Below are 16,912 nucleotides of genomic sequence, written 5' to 3'. Positions count from 1 at the left end.
TTAACACATTGAATGCCGAGTAATTACCCATCTTTTAGGAGTTTTTTGATGCTCTCCTCATTCTTATAAGAAGAATGCACTTTTATCAACCCTTGATTGATGGCGTGCTTGCATGATTTGCGAATATTGTTGGAGGCAAAACTAGCGGCTGGAGCGTTATCAATCGCTTTTAAGTAGACCCAATGGCTTGCTTCTTCTCTCATACTTAGCTCACGAGCCGTGTTGGTTGCCATCAGCAGAATATCGAGCAGCTCTTTATCATTAATCGCCATATAAGCTCTTGGCAAAAATGGGTAGTCGGCGATGCCCATCCGTATTGTACGGTTTAAGCGACGTTCAGGTTGAAATTCATCTATCCATTGCTGAATTTGATCGAATGCGATTTCAGGCGGTGTATTGCGATCGGCATTCGGTTCGATATAGAGCAGATTGGAATCTGAAAAGTGATAAATTCGATTCGGTTCTTTGATTTTCGATTTTAAAAACTGACCAAATTGATGCTCCAATTCTAAGCCAGCTGAATAGCCATGTTCTAAGTACATGTTGCGCAGAAAGGGAATATCAATCATCACAAAGCGGAGGCGATCACTCAGTGGCTCGTGGATGAGTTCACCAATATACCACGGCTCAAAATGACGGCTGCTTTTTTGCATCGCTGAAGGAAGTTTAGCATTGAGCATGCGCAGGTTACGCAAGCGAGAGCGAGAATGGGTAAAGAGCGTGCTGTTGAGTTCATCGATTTCTTCATTTTGCAACTGGATAAGGTAGCCTCTACGCAGTAGCAGTAAAAATAAAATGATGGAGATGATAAACAGAATAAAGGCGATCTTTTTGAACTTATTATACTCTTCTTGAGTTTTGAGCAGCGCTTTTTCTTGCCCGACTAGATGTAAGGTTTGTTCTACAAACTCTTTTTGTTGACGAAAAGCATCTTCACTGATCTGATTGAGTTTTTCTTGGCGTATTTGCGATAGTGCATTGCTGCGTTTTATGTTCTCTAAGGCCTGTGCGTACTGACCGTTTTGCTCATAACCCAAGGCCAGTAACCGATAGGCATGCTCTTCAATCTCTTCATCTTGCATCGTTTTAGCAACGCTTAAGGCGTGTTGAGCGTTGCTGATGACCACATCGGCTTGTTTTTGGTGAAAGGCCAATCCTGAATGCAGTAAGTAAGCCTGTGCCTTTAAACGAGGATAATCTTTCAGCTCAAGCAAGTCTTCAGCGCGAGTGAGATATTGGTCAGTTAATGGGTAGTTATAGAGATTAAGATAGGTCGCCGCCAAACTAATACGCACTTCAATGACTTTTTCCAGATCATTGCGGCTCGTTTCGTGATCGATCACGTTGAAGTAGTGAACGAGCGCTAGATTGTATTTACCTTGCTGGTAATAGACATCGCCCATACGTTGCAATACATCAGCCAAGGCTGGCGACTTGTTATAGCCGTCATAAAAATCGGCGGCTTGAGACAAATGCTCTAAAGCCTTATCGAGCACTTTTCTTTCAAAAAAAAGCTGAGCCAGTAAGGTATTGGTTTTAGCGAGTAGGGCGCTTGAGTTGTTTTCAATCGCGCCCCAATAGGCAACTAGCAACTCAGATAAAGCACGATTGTAAAAGCCATGAGTGAGAAAATGTTGACCAATAACAATCTGATATTCAATCACGGTTTTCGGTGAGGAGATCGAATCAATGTAAGGCTTTAGGTCAGCAAAAAGCTTATTGGCCAGTTCGATATCATTGGCTTTTGAGGCAATTTCTGCTTTGAGCAGGGTAATTTTATAATCGAGACCTTTTGCCACTTGATCCGCATTTTTGATGGCATCATATTGAATGCTGATCGCGCGTAGCGCCTGCCGAGCGGCGCTTGCATCATTATTATTGAGCCAAATTAGACGAGTTTTGAGTATTTGTACATCCGTGGCTAAATAAGGCAATTGATAGTGTTGCGTGAGCTCTTCAGCAAGTTTTAACGCGGCCAGTGCGGCATCCATATTGTGCAACTGGAACTCTGCTTTGGCTAAAATCTTTAACGCATCAACGCTGCTGCCCGGTGTTCGAATCCGACTGTCGCTTTCATCGCGCGCCATCACTGATGATGATTTTTCTGATTTTTCGGCCAACTTGCGCTGAGTCAGATACTCAGTGGCTAGGGTTTTGGCTTGATTCGGTGAGATATCAATCAACCCATTGGCTTCATTTAACATTGGCGACGAGTAGATAGTGGCTTGTGAAGCCAATGAAAACAGAGCCAGAGTTAAACTGAGCAAAAGTGTCCAGCGCACGTTGATCATCCTAATGCTAATCCTTATTGACGGGCCATACGTTGGTTATGTGTTGGCCGTTCTTGTTCGGTTGAGCGAAATGGGTTGATATCCAAACCGCCGCGGCGAGTGTATCGAGCGTATACCGTTAACTGTGTCGGTTGGCAGTATTGCATAATGTCGGTGAAGATGCGCTCTACACACTGTTCGTGGAACTCATTATGTTCACGAAATGAGACGAGATAACGTAACAGTGCTTCTCGATCAATTTGTTGACCTTGATAATGAATTTCGACGCTGCCCCAGTCGGGTTGATTGGTGATTAAACAGTTCGATTTCAGTAAATGGCTGTGCAGTGTTTCATTGACTTGCTCACCACGCGCGGCACTTTTCAGTAAGCTGGCATCAAATAGGTAACTTTCAATCTCAATATCTTGTCCATCAATGCATTCACCCTGCATAGTCACAATTGCTTGGCCAGTGTAATCGGTCACCGGGTTGAGAGTGACACTGACTGGCGCGCCGGCACAGGCCGATAAATCGTTGGTTAAGCGCTGCGTTACTTCATCCCAACTGGCTATTTTGCTTTGGTTATAGCTATTCAGGTAGAGCTTAAAGGATTTAGATTCAATCAAACTAGCACTTGTCGCAGGGATAGAAACCTCGCCAATTGCCACTTGTGGTAACCCTTTTTCATTGAGCCAAGAGAGCTCGTACAAAGTCCAAATGTCACAGCCTTTAAACGGTAAGCTATCCCCCAAATTCAGATCATCACGGTTTAAGCTACGAGGGACAGGTTGCAGTAAGCTTGGATCGTATTGTTTGGCGTAGTCGGTTTTTTTGCCAAGGGTTAACCCTGCCAGCGCTTTGGCATCGGAATATTTGCTCATACTTTCACGTCAATTCGATTAGAATAAGCAGAATTTTACGCAATCCTAGGGTTGCTGTCATCACACAAGGCAGCGACTCATCAATTTTGGAGCACTTCATGGCACAAACTGCCGAGCAAGCCTTACTTTCATTTACTCAACGTTATCTTGACGCTTACCAAACAAAGCATGGCGAGTCTCCTCGTAATGATGAGTTGGCTGAGTTAGATTCCCCTTGCGCAGTGATGAACGACCAAGACAGTGTGCTGTGGAAGCCCATCGTCAGATCGGTTGCAGCTGATTTTTCTAACGTAGAAGCAGCGATTGAATTGACTCTACATTCTGATATTAAAGCCTTTTATGGCGTACAGTTTTGTGCGGACATGCCCGCTAAATGGCAAGGCAACGAGCTCGCTCTATTGCAAGTGTGGAGTGAGGATGATTTTGTTCGTTTGCAGGAAAATATCCTCGGTCATTTGGTGACTCAGCGCCGACTAAAACTCAAACCAACCGTATTTATTGGTGCAACCGATGCGGAGATGGATGTAATTTCGATCTGTAACCTTTCTGGCCATGTGTTATTAGAACGTTTAGGTACCGATAAACGCGACGTGCTGGCCGAAAGTGTGGCCGAGTTTTTCGCTAATTTAGAACCTGTGGTGTAACGATGTACGTGGTTGAATTGCAGTTTGAGTGTTTTGATAACACGACTATCTCGGCGGTAGACAAAGCGATTAATGGCCTAATGGATGCTTTACGCTATAACGGTCAAGTGCTTGGGCGTGAATTCCCCATCGTGATGGGAGAGGGCGAGTTCTTTGTGCGGGTGGTTTGCCCAGAGCAAGAAAGCTTACACCCTAAGTATCATTCTGATTTTGTTAGGATGTGCCTGAATCGCTTGACGGAGGCTAGTTTGCTGGCTCCGAAAGCCCGTTTGTTGGGGCGCGATCTTAATTCCGAGCAAGCCGCTGATGATGTTTTGCCTAGCTGGCAGATACTTTACACCACTTATGTACACACTTGTTCTCCGCTGCGCAGTGGTGACACATTGCTGCCGATCCCTTTATATCGTAATTCTGCGACCTTAAATGGCGATCATAAAGCGGTGATCAAATGGCAAACGGAGTGGCAGGCGTGTGATGAACTTCAGATGGCGGGTGGTTGCCGAGCAGAACACGCTGCACTGCACGAGATTTGCGATGTGGACAGTGTGCTGTTTATTAGAGGATGGGATTTACGAGGACGAATTGAGTTTTTGACCCACGTCCCTACTTATTACTATCAGTATCGAGTTGGCGGCCAGAGCCTAGCGGACGAACAAGCCAGAAAATGCCCGAAATGTGGGGGAGAGTGGCTACTCAATGAACCGCTGCACGACATTTTCCATTTTAAGTGCGACCCGTGCCGTATTGTGTCCAATATGTCTTGGGATCATATTAAGTAAGCAGGTGCGTGTTGTTGATACGAAAAAGCCGATACATCGCGTATCGGCTTTTCTGTTTTTATAGGCTTTTTTGCACAGGTAATAGGTTTATTAATTACCAGCCTTTTACTGCACCACCGTCAAAAATTTTCGAAGCGGCTTGGTACACTTCTTCTGTTTGGTAGGCTTTAACAAAGTTAGTCACGTTTTCAGCATTCAGATTTTCTGCACGAGAAACAATGATATTGACATAAGGTGACTCTTTATCTTCAACGAACACACCATCTTTTTCAGGCGTTAGATTGATTGAGCTGGCGTAGGTCGTGTTGATGATCGAGAGCGTAACGTCGTCAAGTGAACGAGGCAGTTGCGCGGCATCTAACTCAACAATAGTGATGTTTTTTGGGTTGGCGACCACATCACGTACCGTTGCCAGTAGGCCTGCTCCGTCACGTAGAGTAATAAGGCCTTGCTGTTCTAGCAGCAGTAAAGAGCGGCCAAGGTTGGTTGGATCGTTAGGTACCGCAATACGAGAGCCATCTTGAATCTCATCAACCGATTTCACTTGTTTTGAATAGCCAGCAATCGGGTAAACAAAGGTGTTACCTGCAATCGCTAATTTGTAACCGCGGTCAGCGATCTGTTGATCAAGGTATGGCTTGTGTTGGAATGCATTGATATCAATCGAACCATCATCCAGTGCCGCATTAGGGGTAACATAGTCGGTAAATGTTACGAGTTCTACATCTAGGTTGTATTTTTCTTTTGCAATTTTTGCTGCAACTTCAGCAACTTGTGCTTCAGCACCGGCAATGACACCCACTTTGATTTTATTGTTGTCGACCGCTTTTTCACCACAGCCTGCCAGCACGAGTGCTGAAGCGCTAACGGCGAGGGTAAGTAGAGCTTTAAGGCTAAATTTCATGATTAACTCCTTGTTATAAAACGAATCTGTGTTTTAACTTTATTGTGATTTAACGGTGGTCGACACGGCGGACAAACTTATCGCCAATCGATTGAATAATTTGTACTAAGACAATCAACATCGCCACGGTGACCGTCATGATGCCTAAGTCGTAGCGATGAAAGCCGTAACGAATAGCGACATCGCCCAAGCCACCGCCGCCAACGGTTCCGGCCATGGCAGAGTAACTTACTAGAGTGACCATAGTGATGGTGACTGAGTTGACAATCGTTGGTAGCGCTTCAGGAAGCAACACTTTACGAATAATTTGGATCGGCGTAGCCCCCATTGACTGCGCAGCTTCGACCAAACCAGTGGGCACTTCCAGCAATGCACTTTCAATTAAACGAGCGACAAATGGAATTGCGCCAATCGTCAGCGGAACAATAGCCGCAGTGGTACCAATAAACGTACCGACAAGCAGTTTTGTCACCGGAATAATGGCCACCATAAGCACCAAAAATGGCACAGAGCGACCAATGTTGACGATGGCACCAAGAATGCGGTTCAGCTGAGTGTTTTCGAGAAGGCCGCCTTTTTTGGTGGTATGTAAAATAACCCCCAGTGGAATACCAACCACGAAACCGACGATGCCCGCGACAGCGACCATGTAGAGTGTTTGCCAGGTTGCCATCAGTAGAAGATCGCCATTCAGGTTTAACCAAGCGGTGATGGTGTTAAAGGACATAACCAAGTACCTCTACTTTTACGTTGTTTTCGCGAAGAAATTCAAGAGCGGCCGTATCGTCCGACTCATTACCAAACAGTTCAGCGACCATCATGCCGAATTTAACGCCACCAGCGTAATCAAGGTCAGAACTTAATATACTGACATCAATATTAAATTTACGGGCAATTTGTGTCATCAAGGGAGCATCAACCGTTGCGCCTGTAAACTCTAATCGCACCAGCGGGTAGCTACCTTTTACGCGAGTGGCTTGCAGGCGAGCTTGGTAATCTTCCGGAATTGATAAATCGAGCGTTGAGCGAATAAATTGATGAGCCAAGGCGGTTTTAGGGTGAGCAAAAATCTCGCCAACTGTGCCTTTTTCAACCAGTTCACCGTCGCCAATAATCGCCACTTCGTGGCAAATACTTTTTACCACATCCATTTCGTGAGTAATTAGCAAAATGGTGATATTGAGTGTGCGGTTGATCTCTTTCAATAGCTCTAAAATTGATTGAGTCGTCGCAGGATCAAGCGCACTGGTGGCTTCGTCACACAGCAATACTTTGGGATCAGAGGCGAGTGCTCGCGCTATTGCAACACGTTGCTTTTGACCACCACTCAGATTTGCAGGATAAGTTTCGCGCTTATCCGTCAGGCCGACCAGTTGCAACAGCTCTGACACTTTCTTTTCAATGCTATTTTTTTCGACACCAGCCAGCTCAAGTGGCAGAGCAACGTTGTCAAATACCGTACGTGATGAAAGCAAATTGAAGTGTTGAAAGATCATGCCAATGTTGCGACGAGCTTGACTGAGTTCTGATTTGCTCAGTTGAGTTAAATCAACGCCATCAACCACAACCGAACCTGTTGTTGGAGCTTCTAGCATGTTGACACAGCGAATCAGTGTACTTTTCCCTGCACCTGACGAGCCAATTACACCAAAAATAGTGCCTTGCTTAATGTGAAGATTAATCTCTTTCAAAGCATGAATTTCCTTATTGCCTTGATAGAAAACTTTATTTACTTGATTAATTTGAATCATCGGAAAACCTGTGCAGGGATAACAGAATAAAATGTTGAACTCTCTCTCACTTGTTGGACGATGCTATGGCTTAACTTGATTTAAGTCAATAGATATTTTTACGTCTAGACGTCTAAACGCTTTGGTGAATTAGGTAGTGATGAAAAAAATAAAGCGTGTAATAATCATCATATCTGGCGTGATATGAGAGAGTTATTTTGGCTAAACCTGCAGTGTTTTTAGATCGCGATGGCGTGATCAACGTTGATCATGGCTATGTTCATGATGAACATGATTTTGAGTTTATTGATGGTGTATTTGAAGCCACTAAGAAGTTTCAAGACATGGGGTATTTGCTGGTTTTGGTGACCAACCAATCAGGTATCGCTCGTGGGAAATTTAGTGAAGAGCGCTTTTTATCTTTAACGCAATGGATGGACTGGAATTTTGCCGATCACGGTGTCGAGTTTGATGGTATTTATTACTGCCCGCACCATGCAGAGCACGGTGAAGGTAAGTATAAAGAAGAGTGTGATTGCCGCAAACCCAAGCCTGGTATGTTTATCTCCGCACGGGACTTTCTTGATATCGATATGGAAAAATCCGTGATGATAGGCGATAAAGCTGAAGATATGATGGCTGCACAAGCCGCAGGTGTTGGTACTCGTGTGTTAGTGCGTACGGGTAAGCCAGTTACTGAGCAGGGTGAATTACTCGCCACCGTGGTACTTGATAGTATTCGCGATGTCCCTGCTTTTCTTGCACCGTAAAAATTCCCCCCTTTGTGGAAGGCAATATGAATAAATCATTTATTTTTGTTGGATTCAGTGTTGGTTTTTTAGCAGCATGCTCACCACATTACGCGAACGATTCGCGCGTTGAAAGTGAGAACCTGTTCCAGCATTATCAATGCCGTTCTGGTGAGCATTTTGATGTTGCGTATATTGAGCAACAGTCAGCCGTTCTCCGTATTGCCGATCGCGAATATACATTAATACAAATTCCAGCCGCCTCTGGCGCAAAGTATGTGATCGACGATAGCGAGCAAACTCAGCCTCAAACCGTGCTTTTACATACGAAAGGCGATGAGGCTTTGCTCGAAGTGGGATCAACGACTTATCAAGGCTGTACCACTCAATAATTCATTTAAGATAAGCGCATGCTATCTTCCATTTTTATTTACGCTATAGGTTCGCATGAGCAGAAAACTGACTATCTTGGATATTGCAAAACTGTCTGGTGTTGGTAAATCGACGGTTTCTCGTGTATTGACGAACGACCCAAAAGTGAAGCCTGAAACACGAGCAAAAGTGGAACGCGTTATCCAAGATTCTGGGTATGTGCCACTGAAATCGGCTCAGTTAATGCGTGGTGGCAGTGAGAAAGTGATTGGCGTGATTATCTCACGCCTTGAGTCACCGTCTGAAAACCGCGCTGTGGGGCGAATGCTACAGGTGTTGTATCAAAATGGGTACGATGTGGTGATTATGGAAAGCCAGTTTGATCGCACTAAAACGAACGAGCACCTTGAGGTTTTACATAAGCGTAATGTGGATGGTGTAATTGTATTTGGTTTTACCGATCTCGATATCACACAACTCAACCTATGGGCATCGCGAGCGGTTGTGATTGCGATGGATGCCGATAAAGTCTCATCGATTAACTATGACAATTATGGTGTTATTCAAGGCGCGCTTGCTCATTTGACTTCGAAAAATCGAGTTCATATTTCCTACATTGGGGTCGATCCTAGCGATAAAACGACAGGTAAATTACGTTTAGATTCGTACTTAGATTGGTGCAAACAAAGTGGATGCACTCCCAATTATCGCACTGGACGTTTGCATCATGAAAGTGCCTACCAACTGGTTGATGAAGTGCTGAATGATCAGACTCAAGCTATCGTGTGCGCCAGTGACACTCTGGCACTTGGCGTGATTAAACGTCTCCAAGAATTGGGCCGAGATGATATCGCCGTCACTGGTGTGGGTGGTAATGAACTGCTCTCTTTTCTTTTCCCTAATATTTACAGTATTGATCCTGGCTATGCTCAAGCGGGAGAAAAAGCAGCTAATTTATTGATTTTACAGCTTAATAATGAAATGAACCCTGCACACATCACTCAACAACCGCTAACAAGCTAACTCCTTATTTCTTAAAGTGAATTACAATTAGTCTGTGATCTTATTCAATTAATGGGATTGTTCCCATTTTTACCTTTTATTATTTATGTCAATATTGCACTTGTAGGTGGGAATGTTCCCATTAAAAAGAAAAACAGACAGTATTCCAATATAGGGTGGGCAAAAGTATGGCCAAGATAGCGAAGCAAGACGTGATACGTCTTATCGAGCTGGTAGGTGGTAAAGAGAACATCGCCAGTGTGAGTCACTGTTTGACTCGTTTACGCTTTGTTTTAAATGATACCGACAAGGCGGATAAAAAAGGACTAGAACAGCTGAGCATGGTTAAAGGGTGTTTTACCAATGCTGGGCAGTTTCAAGTTGTGATTGGTACTGAGGTGGACGAAGTTTACGCCATCTTAATCGGGCTTTCAGGCAAAGAAGCCGTTTCTAAAGATGAAGCGAAGAAAGCCGCTCGCCAAAACATGAACTTTTTAGAACGTGGCATTTCGCATCTTGCGGAAATCTTTGTTCCTTTGCTGCCAGCGATCATCACCGGCGGTTTAATCCTCGGTTTTCGTAATGTCATTGGCGACATTCGTATGTTCGATGGCAAAACCTTGGTTGAAATTAGCCAATTTTGGGCCACGGTTCATTCTTTCTTATGGTTAATTGGCGAGGCTATTTTCTTCTTCCTACCGGTTGGTGTTTGTTGGTCAACGGTGAAAAAGTTGGGTGGAACACCGATACTGGGGATTACTTTGGGTGTGACTCTGGTTTCGCCTCAATTAATGAATGCTTATCTGATCGGTAAGCAGATGCCCGAAGTGTGGGATTTTGGCTTGTTTGTGATAGAGAAAGTCGGCTATCAAGCTCAGGTGATTCCTGCGATGTTGGCGGGTGTTGCTCTGGCGTTTATTGAGACAAACTTAAAGCGCATCATCCCTTCTTATCTTTACCTCGTTGTTGTGCCGTTTATCTCTATCATATTGTCCGTTATTTTGGCCCACGCTTTAATTGGTCCATTTGGTCGCGTATTGGGCGATGGCGTCGCATTTGCGGCTAAAGCTGCAATGACTGGCGATTTTGCGGTTATCGGTTCAATGGTGTTCGGTTTCTTGTATGCGCCACTGGTCATTACCGGGATTCACCACACCACTAACGCGGTGGATCTGCAATTGATGCAAGAAATGGGTGGTACGCCAATTTGGCCACTGATTGCACTGTCAAATATTGCTCAAGCGTCTGCGGTCGTCGGTATCATCTTTATCAGTAAAAAACACGGTGAGCGAGACATCTCTGTTCCTGCGGCTATTTCGGCTTATTTGGGTGTGACAGAGCCAGCGATGTATGGTGTCAACTTAAAGTACAAGTTCCCAATGCTAAGCGCCATGATTGGTAGTGCTATTGCAGCCGCAATTTGTGGTAGTGCAGGGGTGATGGCGAATGGCATCGGTGTGGGTGGTTTACCAGGTATTCTTTCGATTCAACCACAATACTGGGGTATTTACGGCATCGCGATGCTGGTGGCGATGGCCGTCCCAATTCTGCTTACTCTGTTTTTATACAAACGAGCTCAAGCTAAAGGCGAGCTAGAGCCAGCAAGTGCATAACCTTTCATTCGAGTGGTGAGTTTTCACCACTCATTTTCATTTTGGTAAGTGAGTTGTCAATATGGTTATAACCAAGAGTGATAGTCAGTGGTGGAAAACTGCGACCATCTATCAGATTTATCCCAAAAGTTTTTGTGATAGCGGCAATAAAGGAACGGGAGATATCAAAGGGATCATCTCTAAACTGGATTACTTGCACCGCTTGGGAATTGATGCCATTTGGCTGACACCCATTTATTCATCTCCGATGGTTGATAACGGTTATGACATTTCGGATTATTACAGTGTCAATCCTCAATTCGGTAGCATGCAAGATTTTGATGAACTGCTGACTCAAGCTCATCAAAGAGGTATCCGTATTATTATGGATATTGTGGTTAACCACACCTCAACCGAGCACGCTTGGTTTCAGTCGGCGTTGGGTGATAAATCAAGCCCGTATCGTGACTATTATATTTGGCAAGACCCGATTAATGGTCAGGCTCCAAATAATTGGCAGTCAAAGTTTGGTGGTAGTGCATGGGCGTTAGATGACGTAACAGGGCAATATTATCTGCACCTATTTGCCAAAGAGCAGGCGGATCTAAATTGGGAAAATCCTCAAGTTCGTGAGGAAGTGAAGCAAGTGATTCGTTTTTGGGCCGAAAAAGGGGTGGATGGTTTTCGTCTCGATGTGATCAATTTAATCTCAAAAGCGCAGGATTTCAGTGATGATCACCAAGGTGATGGACGCCGTTTTTATACCGATGGCCCGCGCGTGCATGAATTTTTACAAGAGATCAGCCAAGCGGTTTTTCAACAATACGGCAGCGTCACTGTGGGGGAAATGTCCTCAACAACGCTTGAACATTGCCAACAATATTCACGCTTGGACGGCAAAGAGCTGTCGATGGTGTTTAACTTCCACCATTTAAAAGTGGATTATCCGAATGGTGATAAATGGACGAAAGCGCCATTTGATTTCTTGCAATTGAAGCAGATTTTCAACCATTGGCAAACGGGTTTAAATGGTAAAGGGTGGGGAGCACTTTTTTGGTGTAACCATGATCAACCTCGTATCGTGAGCCGTTTAGGGGATGATCAACGTTATCGCGTTGAGTCGGCAAAAATGTTGGCCGCATCGATTCATATGATGCAAGGCACGCCTTATGTTTATCAAGGTGAAGAAATTGGCATGACCAATCCCGGCTACACCGCTATTGAACAGTACCGAGATGTGGAAAGTACTAACATTTACGACATCATGGTGAACCAGCAAGGGGTAAGTCATGAAGCGATGATGGCCATTCTTGCACAAAAATCCCGTGACAATTCTCGCACGCCAATGCAATGGAATGCAGAGCGCTTTGCTGGTTTTAGCCAAGGTCAGCCTTGGCTAGACATTGCAGAAAACTATCAAGAATTGAATGCGCAACGGGCGTTAGCTGATGAGCAATCGGTGTTCTATTTCTACCAAGAGTTGATAGCGCTGCGCAAAAAAATCGGTGTAATTACCGATGGTGATTACACCGATTTACTCCCCGATCATAAAGAGATTTTTGCCTACCAGCGACGCAACGCGAAACAGGTGCTGATCTGTATCAATAACTATTATGGCGTTGACACCGAATGCGTGCTGCCAAAAGAGTTACCGATTGAGAAAGCAAAATACCTGTTAGGCAACTATACAGATATAAAACCACTCAAAGTTTTGGAGCATCAAGTGCTTCGTCCGTATGAAACACGCGTAATTTTGTTCGATTTAGTATCCTGATTGAGTCCTACCCCTATAGATTCAGTCATTTTTCAGCCCCGAATTTTCGGGGCTTTTTTATCGACTCTGTTTATGAGTCACGGCTCAATGGTACTTTCTTCGTACTCTTATTGATTCAACGCGGTAGGTTCGGCTGTTGATGGTTTGTTTAATGTTTTAACAACACCACAACTTTGTTGCTTGGTCACAATTAGTCACACAAAGATGAAACACAATCCGCTATAGTTTGCGTTCTTAGCAAGCGGATGTGAAACACAATGAACAGTACTCTCTCCCCCTCTTATCGAGTGGTTCTCGTTGAAGACGATTTAGAACTCTCGGAACTGATCAAAGACTTTCTCAACCACTATGAGTTTTGTGTCTCAACGGTTGCGGATGGGATTCAAGCCGTTGATCGGATTTTGGATGAGCAACCTGATTTAGTCATTCTGGATATTATGCTACCAGGGCAAAGTGGTATGGATGTCTGCCGCGCTGTCCGAGATCAATACCACGGTATGATCTTAATGCAAACGGCGTTGGACGATGATATTGATCAGGTGATGGGGTTGGAACTGGGTGCCGATGACTATGTTGTTAAGCAGGTTAAGCCCCGTTTGCTACTGTCACGTATTCGAGCTTTACTTCGGAGGCAAGCAAGAGGAAGTCAAAGTGACAAATACGAATTGTGCATAGGTAACTTGTGGATGAATTTACAGCATCGAGCGGTATTACTTGAGCAGCAGCCCATAAAACTCACGACCAGCGAGTTTGAGCTTTTGTATCTACTCGCCCAACATGTCGGCACCATTGTCACGAGAGATGATATCGCTCAGCATGTGCGTGGTTTTGAATATGATGGTTTAGATCGCTCAATTGATCGTCGTATATCACGCTTGCGGCGTGCGCTCGGAGATGATCCTAATGAACCTAAGTTGATAAAAACGGTTCGAGGTAAAGGATATCAGCTCTGCGCTGTATCGGAAGGGAAGTGGTCATGATTCGATCTTTTTGGGTACTCTGGGTAGCTGTGTTTCTGCCGATCTTATTACTCAGTATTCCCACGCAATTTAATCCGATCCCATATCTTAGCCGCAGTATCTCTGAAGAATTTTATAAGCCTGTCTATCAGAGTAACTTTACGTTTCTATCTGAAAAATTACGTCAAGCGCCTCAAGCTGAGTGGACAACGATTATTGACGGCTATGCTAAGCATTTCAGTTACCCACTTCGATTAGAGGCATTAGACAGTTACCACGTCTCCCCAGAAGTTTATCAAGCGTTGCAAAAAGGCGAGATCATTTTTCAAGATGGTGATCCTATGGCACTTTTGCAAAGAGTGTTGAACAGTGACAAAGTGCTCTATTTCGCGATCAATGAACCGAGAGAACTCGCAGCGCTTAACCAGTCCAGAGGTACATTATACCTCGCGGTAGAAGATCTCCGTAGCCAACCTCGTACTCAATGGCAAACCAGTATTGCTGAGCAAAATAGCCGAATACCTTTAGAGTTGAGTCTATTGCAAGAGCAAGATTTGTCACCTATCGAGCGAAGTAAATTGTTGGCTGATGAAGAGCAGATGACCAGTTATATCAATCAACAAGGCAGCATGATCTTATTGGCTGCGGTGGATGAGAATACGTGGTTACGCGTCGAGGACAATATTTCCTACCAAACCCAATTAAAGCTCACTACGGCTATCGGCGGTTTCTTTTTTTTAGCCATTTCTGTGGCCTTAGTTATGTGGATTTATCCTTTATGGCGAGATCTGAAACGTCTGGTAAAAACGGCGAATGAATTTGGCCAAGGAGTATTATCTCGTAGAGCGACGACATCTCGGCTGTCCGTGGTCTCACAGCTCAGTCATTCTTTTAATAACATGGCGAATAACATCGAAAAGCTGATTGCCAGCCAAAGAACCTTAACCAACGCCGTGGCGCATGATTTACGAACACCGCTCTACCGTTTACGCTTTGCATTTGAAATGCTTGAGGATGAAGACATTGCCTTAAGCCAGAAAGAAAAATACCGCCAAGTGATTCACTCTAGTATTGAAGATCTCGATCATTTGATTAACCAGACACTTGTTTTGTCGCGCTATAACCGCATCACGGATATTCGCCATTTTTCTTATTGCCACTTTGCCGACAATTTGGTTGCAGAAGCGGAGCATTTCCAGCTTGAAAACCCGCAACTCACATTGCGTGTCAGCGTGTTGGATTCGTTGCGACAGCAAACGATATTTGTCGATAATCGAGCTTTATTGCGGGCCGTTAAAAACTTGCTGAGTAATGCCGCGCGATTTGCGCAGCAAGAGATCCATCTCTCGTTGAACGAATCTGATGGGCAACTTTTTTTGGTGGTCGAAGACGATGGCCCCGGTATTGCGCCAGATGATATTGAACGTATTTTTGAGCCCTTTACTCAAGTGAATAATCAAGAGCGTAATAGTGAAAAAGGTCATGGTCTTGGGCTGGCGATTGTTAAACAGATCACTCGTTGGCATCAAGGCAAGGTTAGAGTAAAAGTAAATGGTTCAGCATTAGGGGGCGCATGTTTTGAACTGCAATGGCCGAAACAGATTTCTTTACCTAATGTGACCAAACTGGATACAAATGGTCAATAAACTGCTGACGATTTATTTGTATTGAGAATGCTACCTTGAATGGGTCGGTGAATCAGACCGCTCACAAGGAGTAAGTATGAATACCAAATTATTAGCGCTGTTTTTAAGCGGCGTATTTTTCTCATCTACCAGTGCCACTAAACCGATGGAATGGATCTCAGCCTTCAGCGATGGGGTCCGCTTAAATGACCAGCTCAGCCAAACCAATACGCAATCGAATGTGATGATGGATTACGCGCAACAAGATGCTGCATTGTATTTGGACGGTAGTGAAGTCGCCTTTCTTTCCATCAGTACCAGTTACCTCTTCTAATGCTTAACCACAGGAAAATATTATGTTTAAGTTAAACCAGTTGTTCGTGATCCTGAGTGTGCTCGCACTTATTGTGGGATGTAAAGCCGATGATTTGAAAGATGCGGATAAGCTGACTAAGCCTACGGTTAATGCTGGTGCTGATCAGATGTTAATACTGCCAGTAAATAGTATTACGTTGAGCGGAACGGCGAAATCTGAGTTATCAATATATGAAATTAAAACGAAGTCTTGGCGTCAAGTTTCTGGGCCTCAATCGCTTACCTTAATCAATGCAGATTCTCTGAAAGCAACGGCGTTTTATCCTACGATTGCTGGCACGTATATTTTTGAATTATCAGTCAAAGACAGTGGTGGAAGAAGCAACAGTGACCAAATGCAGGTGATCATTCAGGCGGCCGCGCAAAGCATGCAGCGAGCCTATATGCAGCAGGTTGATGTCGTTGCTTGGCAGTATGCTGATAGGAACCAAGGCATGCTGAGCTTTAGTGATTTAGATTCGGTTTCTTTAACCGAAGTGGGCGCTCAATTAGAGCATGCGCTGGCCTCACTCAATAGCGCTGCTGAGTTTGAGCTGAATTTTGCCGCCAATGCTGGGGGAAATATACAAACGGCTCTGTTGTTATTAAATGCCCTTTCTGCTCAAGGAATTCCGATTTGTTTAAGTGAAAGTTCATCTTCCCACTCTTTGGAACAAGGGTTTTTATTGCAGACTGAACTGCCAGAGAGTATCAATTGCAGTGATGCACAAAGCTGTGTTACCGCTCTACTTCAGTATATTGAGGGTTAACTAGACTACTTAGTGACGTCAGTTTATAGAGCTATGATGTAAAGAAACGAAAAAGCCAGCTCGAAAGCTGGCTTCTTATCGTTCTCAATCGAGAAAATATGGTGGAGGGGGACGGATTCGAACCATCGAAGGCGGAGCCGGCAGATTTACAGTCTGCTCCCTTTGGCCACTCGGGAACCCCTCCGGGTGTTTTCCTATTCTAAAAATAGGCTTGAATGATGTTTTCCCAACGTATCAATCAAGGTTTCTCTTACGAGAGAATATGGTGGAGGGGGACGGATTCGAACCATCGAAGGCGGAGCCGGCAGATTTACAGTCTGCTCCCTTTGGCCACTCGGGAACCCCTCCAGAGGGTTTTCATACAATGTGATTTATAGTGCTTCTAAGGACACTATTGGCTCACAGTATGCTTAAACAACGTTTTCCCAACGCATTGCTCAAGTGCGGAGCGCATGATAGCAAACTCGCTCTCTCTGTAAAGCCTTTTTCTTATGATTTTGAATTGAA

General features: G+C 44.5%; 16 protein-coding genes and 2 tRNA genes. 11 read left to right on the top strand and 7 right to left on the bottom strand.

Going from position 1 to position 16,912, the window contains the following annotated elements; translation table 11 throughout:
* Window positions 1–23 precede the first annotated feature (23 nt).
* Both AACV12_RS08745 and queF read right to left on the bottom strand, forming a co-directional pair.
* On the bottom strand, window positions 24–2,291 hold the full coding sequence (locus tag AACV12_RS08745) for a tetratricopeptide repeat protein (protein WP_170900187.1): 2,268 nt from the start codon (window positions 2,289–2,291) through the stop codon (window positions 24–26).
* 14 nt (window positions 2,292–2,305) lie between these two features.
* Window positions 2,306–3,151 (bottom strand): NADPH-dependent 7-cyano-7-deazaguanine reductase QueF, encoded by an 846-nt coding sequence (gene queF / locus AACV12_RS08740; RefSeq protein ID WP_170900186.1) that lies wholly within the window; start codon window positions 3,149–3,151, stop codon window positions 2,306–2,308.
* 98 nt (window positions 3,152–3,249) lie between these two features.
* Here queF and syd point away from each other — a divergent pair, with 98 nt between their 5' ends.
* On the top strand, window positions 3,250–3,795 hold the full coding sequence (syd, locus tag AACV12_RS08735; protein WP_170900185.1) for a SecY-interacting protein: 546 nt from the start codon (window positions 3,250–3,252) through the stop codon (window positions 3,793–3,795).
* Between the two features lie 2 nt (window positions 3,796–3,797).
* Entirely contained in the window at window positions 3,798–4,574 is a 777-nt protein-coding gene (locus AACV12_RS08730; RefSeq protein ID WP_170900184.1) for a Zn-ribbon-containing protein, read from the top strand.
* A gap of 94 nt (window positions 4,575–4,668) precedes the next feature.
* Here the strand turns inward: AACV12_RS08730 and AACV12_RS08725 are convergent, their stop codons facing one another.
* The 3 genes from AACV12_RS08725 to metN are packed head-to-tail and all read right to left on the bottom strand — an operon-like array spanning window position 4,669 to window position 7,229.
* Entirely contained in the window at window positions 4,669–5,478 is an 810-nt protein-coding gene (locus tag AACV12_RS08725; RefSeq protein WP_013857385.1) for a MetQ/NlpA family lipoprotein, read from the bottom strand.
* A 49-nt stretch (window positions 5,479–5,527) separates the two neighbouring features.
* A complete protein-coding gene (locus AACV12_RS08720; protein ID WP_170888582.1) occupies window positions 5,528–6,205 on the bottom strand; it encodes a methionine ABC transporter permease in 678 nt (225 codons plus the stop codon).
* Complete coding sequence (metN, locus tag AACV12_RS08715; RefSeq protein ID WP_013857383.1) at window positions 6,195–7,229, bottom strand: methionine ABC transporter ATP-binding protein MetN; 1,035 nt, start codon at window positions 7,227–7,229, stop codon at window positions 6,195–6,197. Before metN ends, AACV12_RS08720 begins: the two co-directional genes overlap by 11 nt.
* 197 nt (window positions 7,230–7,426) lie before the next feature.
* Here metN and gmhB point away from each other — a divergent pair, with 197 nt between their 5' ends.
* The 9 genes from gmhB to AACV12_RS08670 all read left to right on the top strand — a co-directional run bounded on the left by gmhB (window position 7,427) and on the right by AACV12_RS08670 (window position 16,405).
* A complete protein-coding gene (gmhB, locus tag AACV12_RS08710) occupies window positions 7,427–7,978 on the top strand; it encodes a D-glycero-beta-D-manno-heptose 1,7-bisphosphate 7-phosphatase (RefSeq protein WP_013857382.1) in 552 nt (183 codons plus the stop codon).
* Between the two features lie 26 nt (window positions 7,979–8,004).
* Window positions 8,005–8,349, top strand: a complete 345-nt coding sequence (locus AACV12_RS08705; RefSeq protein ID WP_170900183.1) for an MliC family protein — start codon at window positions 8,005–8,007, stop codon at window positions 8,347–8,349.
* 55 nt (window positions 8,350–8,404) lie between these two features.
* Window positions 8,405–9,352 carry a trehalose operon repressor TreR gene (treR, locus tag AACV12_RS08700; RefSeq protein WP_013857380.1) on the top strand — a complete coding sequence of 316 codons (948 nt, stop codon included), beginning with the start codon at window positions 8,405–8,407 and terminating at the stop codon, window positions 9,350–9,352.
* A gap of 167 nt (window positions 9,353–9,519) precedes the next feature.
* Window positions 9,520–10,944 (top strand): PTS trehalose transporter subunit IIBC, encoded by a 1,425-nt coding sequence (gene treB / locus AACV12_RS08695; protein WP_026027679.1) that lies wholly within the window; start codon window positions 9,520–9,522, stop codon window positions 10,942–10,944.
* A gap of 61 nt (window positions 10,945–11,005) precedes the next feature.
* Entirely contained in the window at window positions 11,006–12,697 is a 1,692-nt protein-coding gene (gene treC, locus AACV12_RS08690; RefSeq protein WP_017047986.1) for an alpha,alpha-phosphotrehalase, read from the top strand.
* Between the two features lie 257 nt (window positions 12,698–12,954).
* A complete protein-coding gene (locus tag AACV12_RS08685; protein ID WP_013857376.1) occupies window positions 12,955–13,677 on the top strand; it encodes a winged helix-turn-helix domain-containing protein in 723 nt (240 codons plus the stop codon).
* A complete protein-coding gene (locus AACV12_RS08680) occupies window positions 13,668–15,302 on the top strand; it encodes an ATP-binding protein (protein WP_017047987.1) in 1,635 nt (544 codons plus the stop codon). Before AACV12_RS08685 ends, AACV12_RS08680 begins: the two co-directional genes overlap by 10 nt.
* Before the next feature lie 76 nt (window positions 15,303–15,378).
* Window positions 15,379–15,615, top strand: coding sequence for a hypothetical protein (locus tag AACV12_RS08675; protein WP_017047988.1), 237 nt, complete (start codon window positions 15,379–15,381; stop codon window positions 15,613–15,615).
* 22 nt (window positions 15,616–15,637) lie between these two features.
* Window positions 15,638–16,405: a PKD domain-containing protein gene (locus AACV12_RS08670; protein ID WP_170900182.1), complete on the top strand. Its 768-nt coding sequence runs from the start codon at window positions 15,638–15,640 to the stop codon at window positions 16,403–16,405.
* A 99-nt stretch (window positions 16,406–16,504) separates the two neighbouring features.
* On the opposite strand, the gene AACV12_RS08665 is transcribed toward AACV12_RS08670, so the two are convergent.
* Together AACV12_RS08665 and AACV12_RS08660 are read right to left on the bottom strand one after the other, a co-directional pair.
* Window positions 16,505–16,589 (bottom strand) — tRNA-Tyr (locus tag AACV12_RS08665).
* A 79-nt stretch (window positions 16,590–16,668) separates the two neighbouring features.
* Window positions 16,669–16,753: transfer RNA gene (locus tag AACV12_RS08660), tRNA-Tyr, on the bottom strand.
* Between the last annotated feature and the right edge of the window lie 159 nt (window positions 16,754–16,912).

Source organism: Vibrio sp. 2-2(8) (assembly GCF_963888495.1).
In the GTDB taxonomy this organism is placed as follows: Bacteria; Pseudomonadota; Gammaproteobacteria; order Enterobacterales; family Vibrionaceae; genus Vibrio; species Vibrio anguillarum.
The sequence above is the reverse complement of the archived record's forward strand: the minus strand, read 5'-3'. Positions and strand labels throughout refer to the sequence as shown.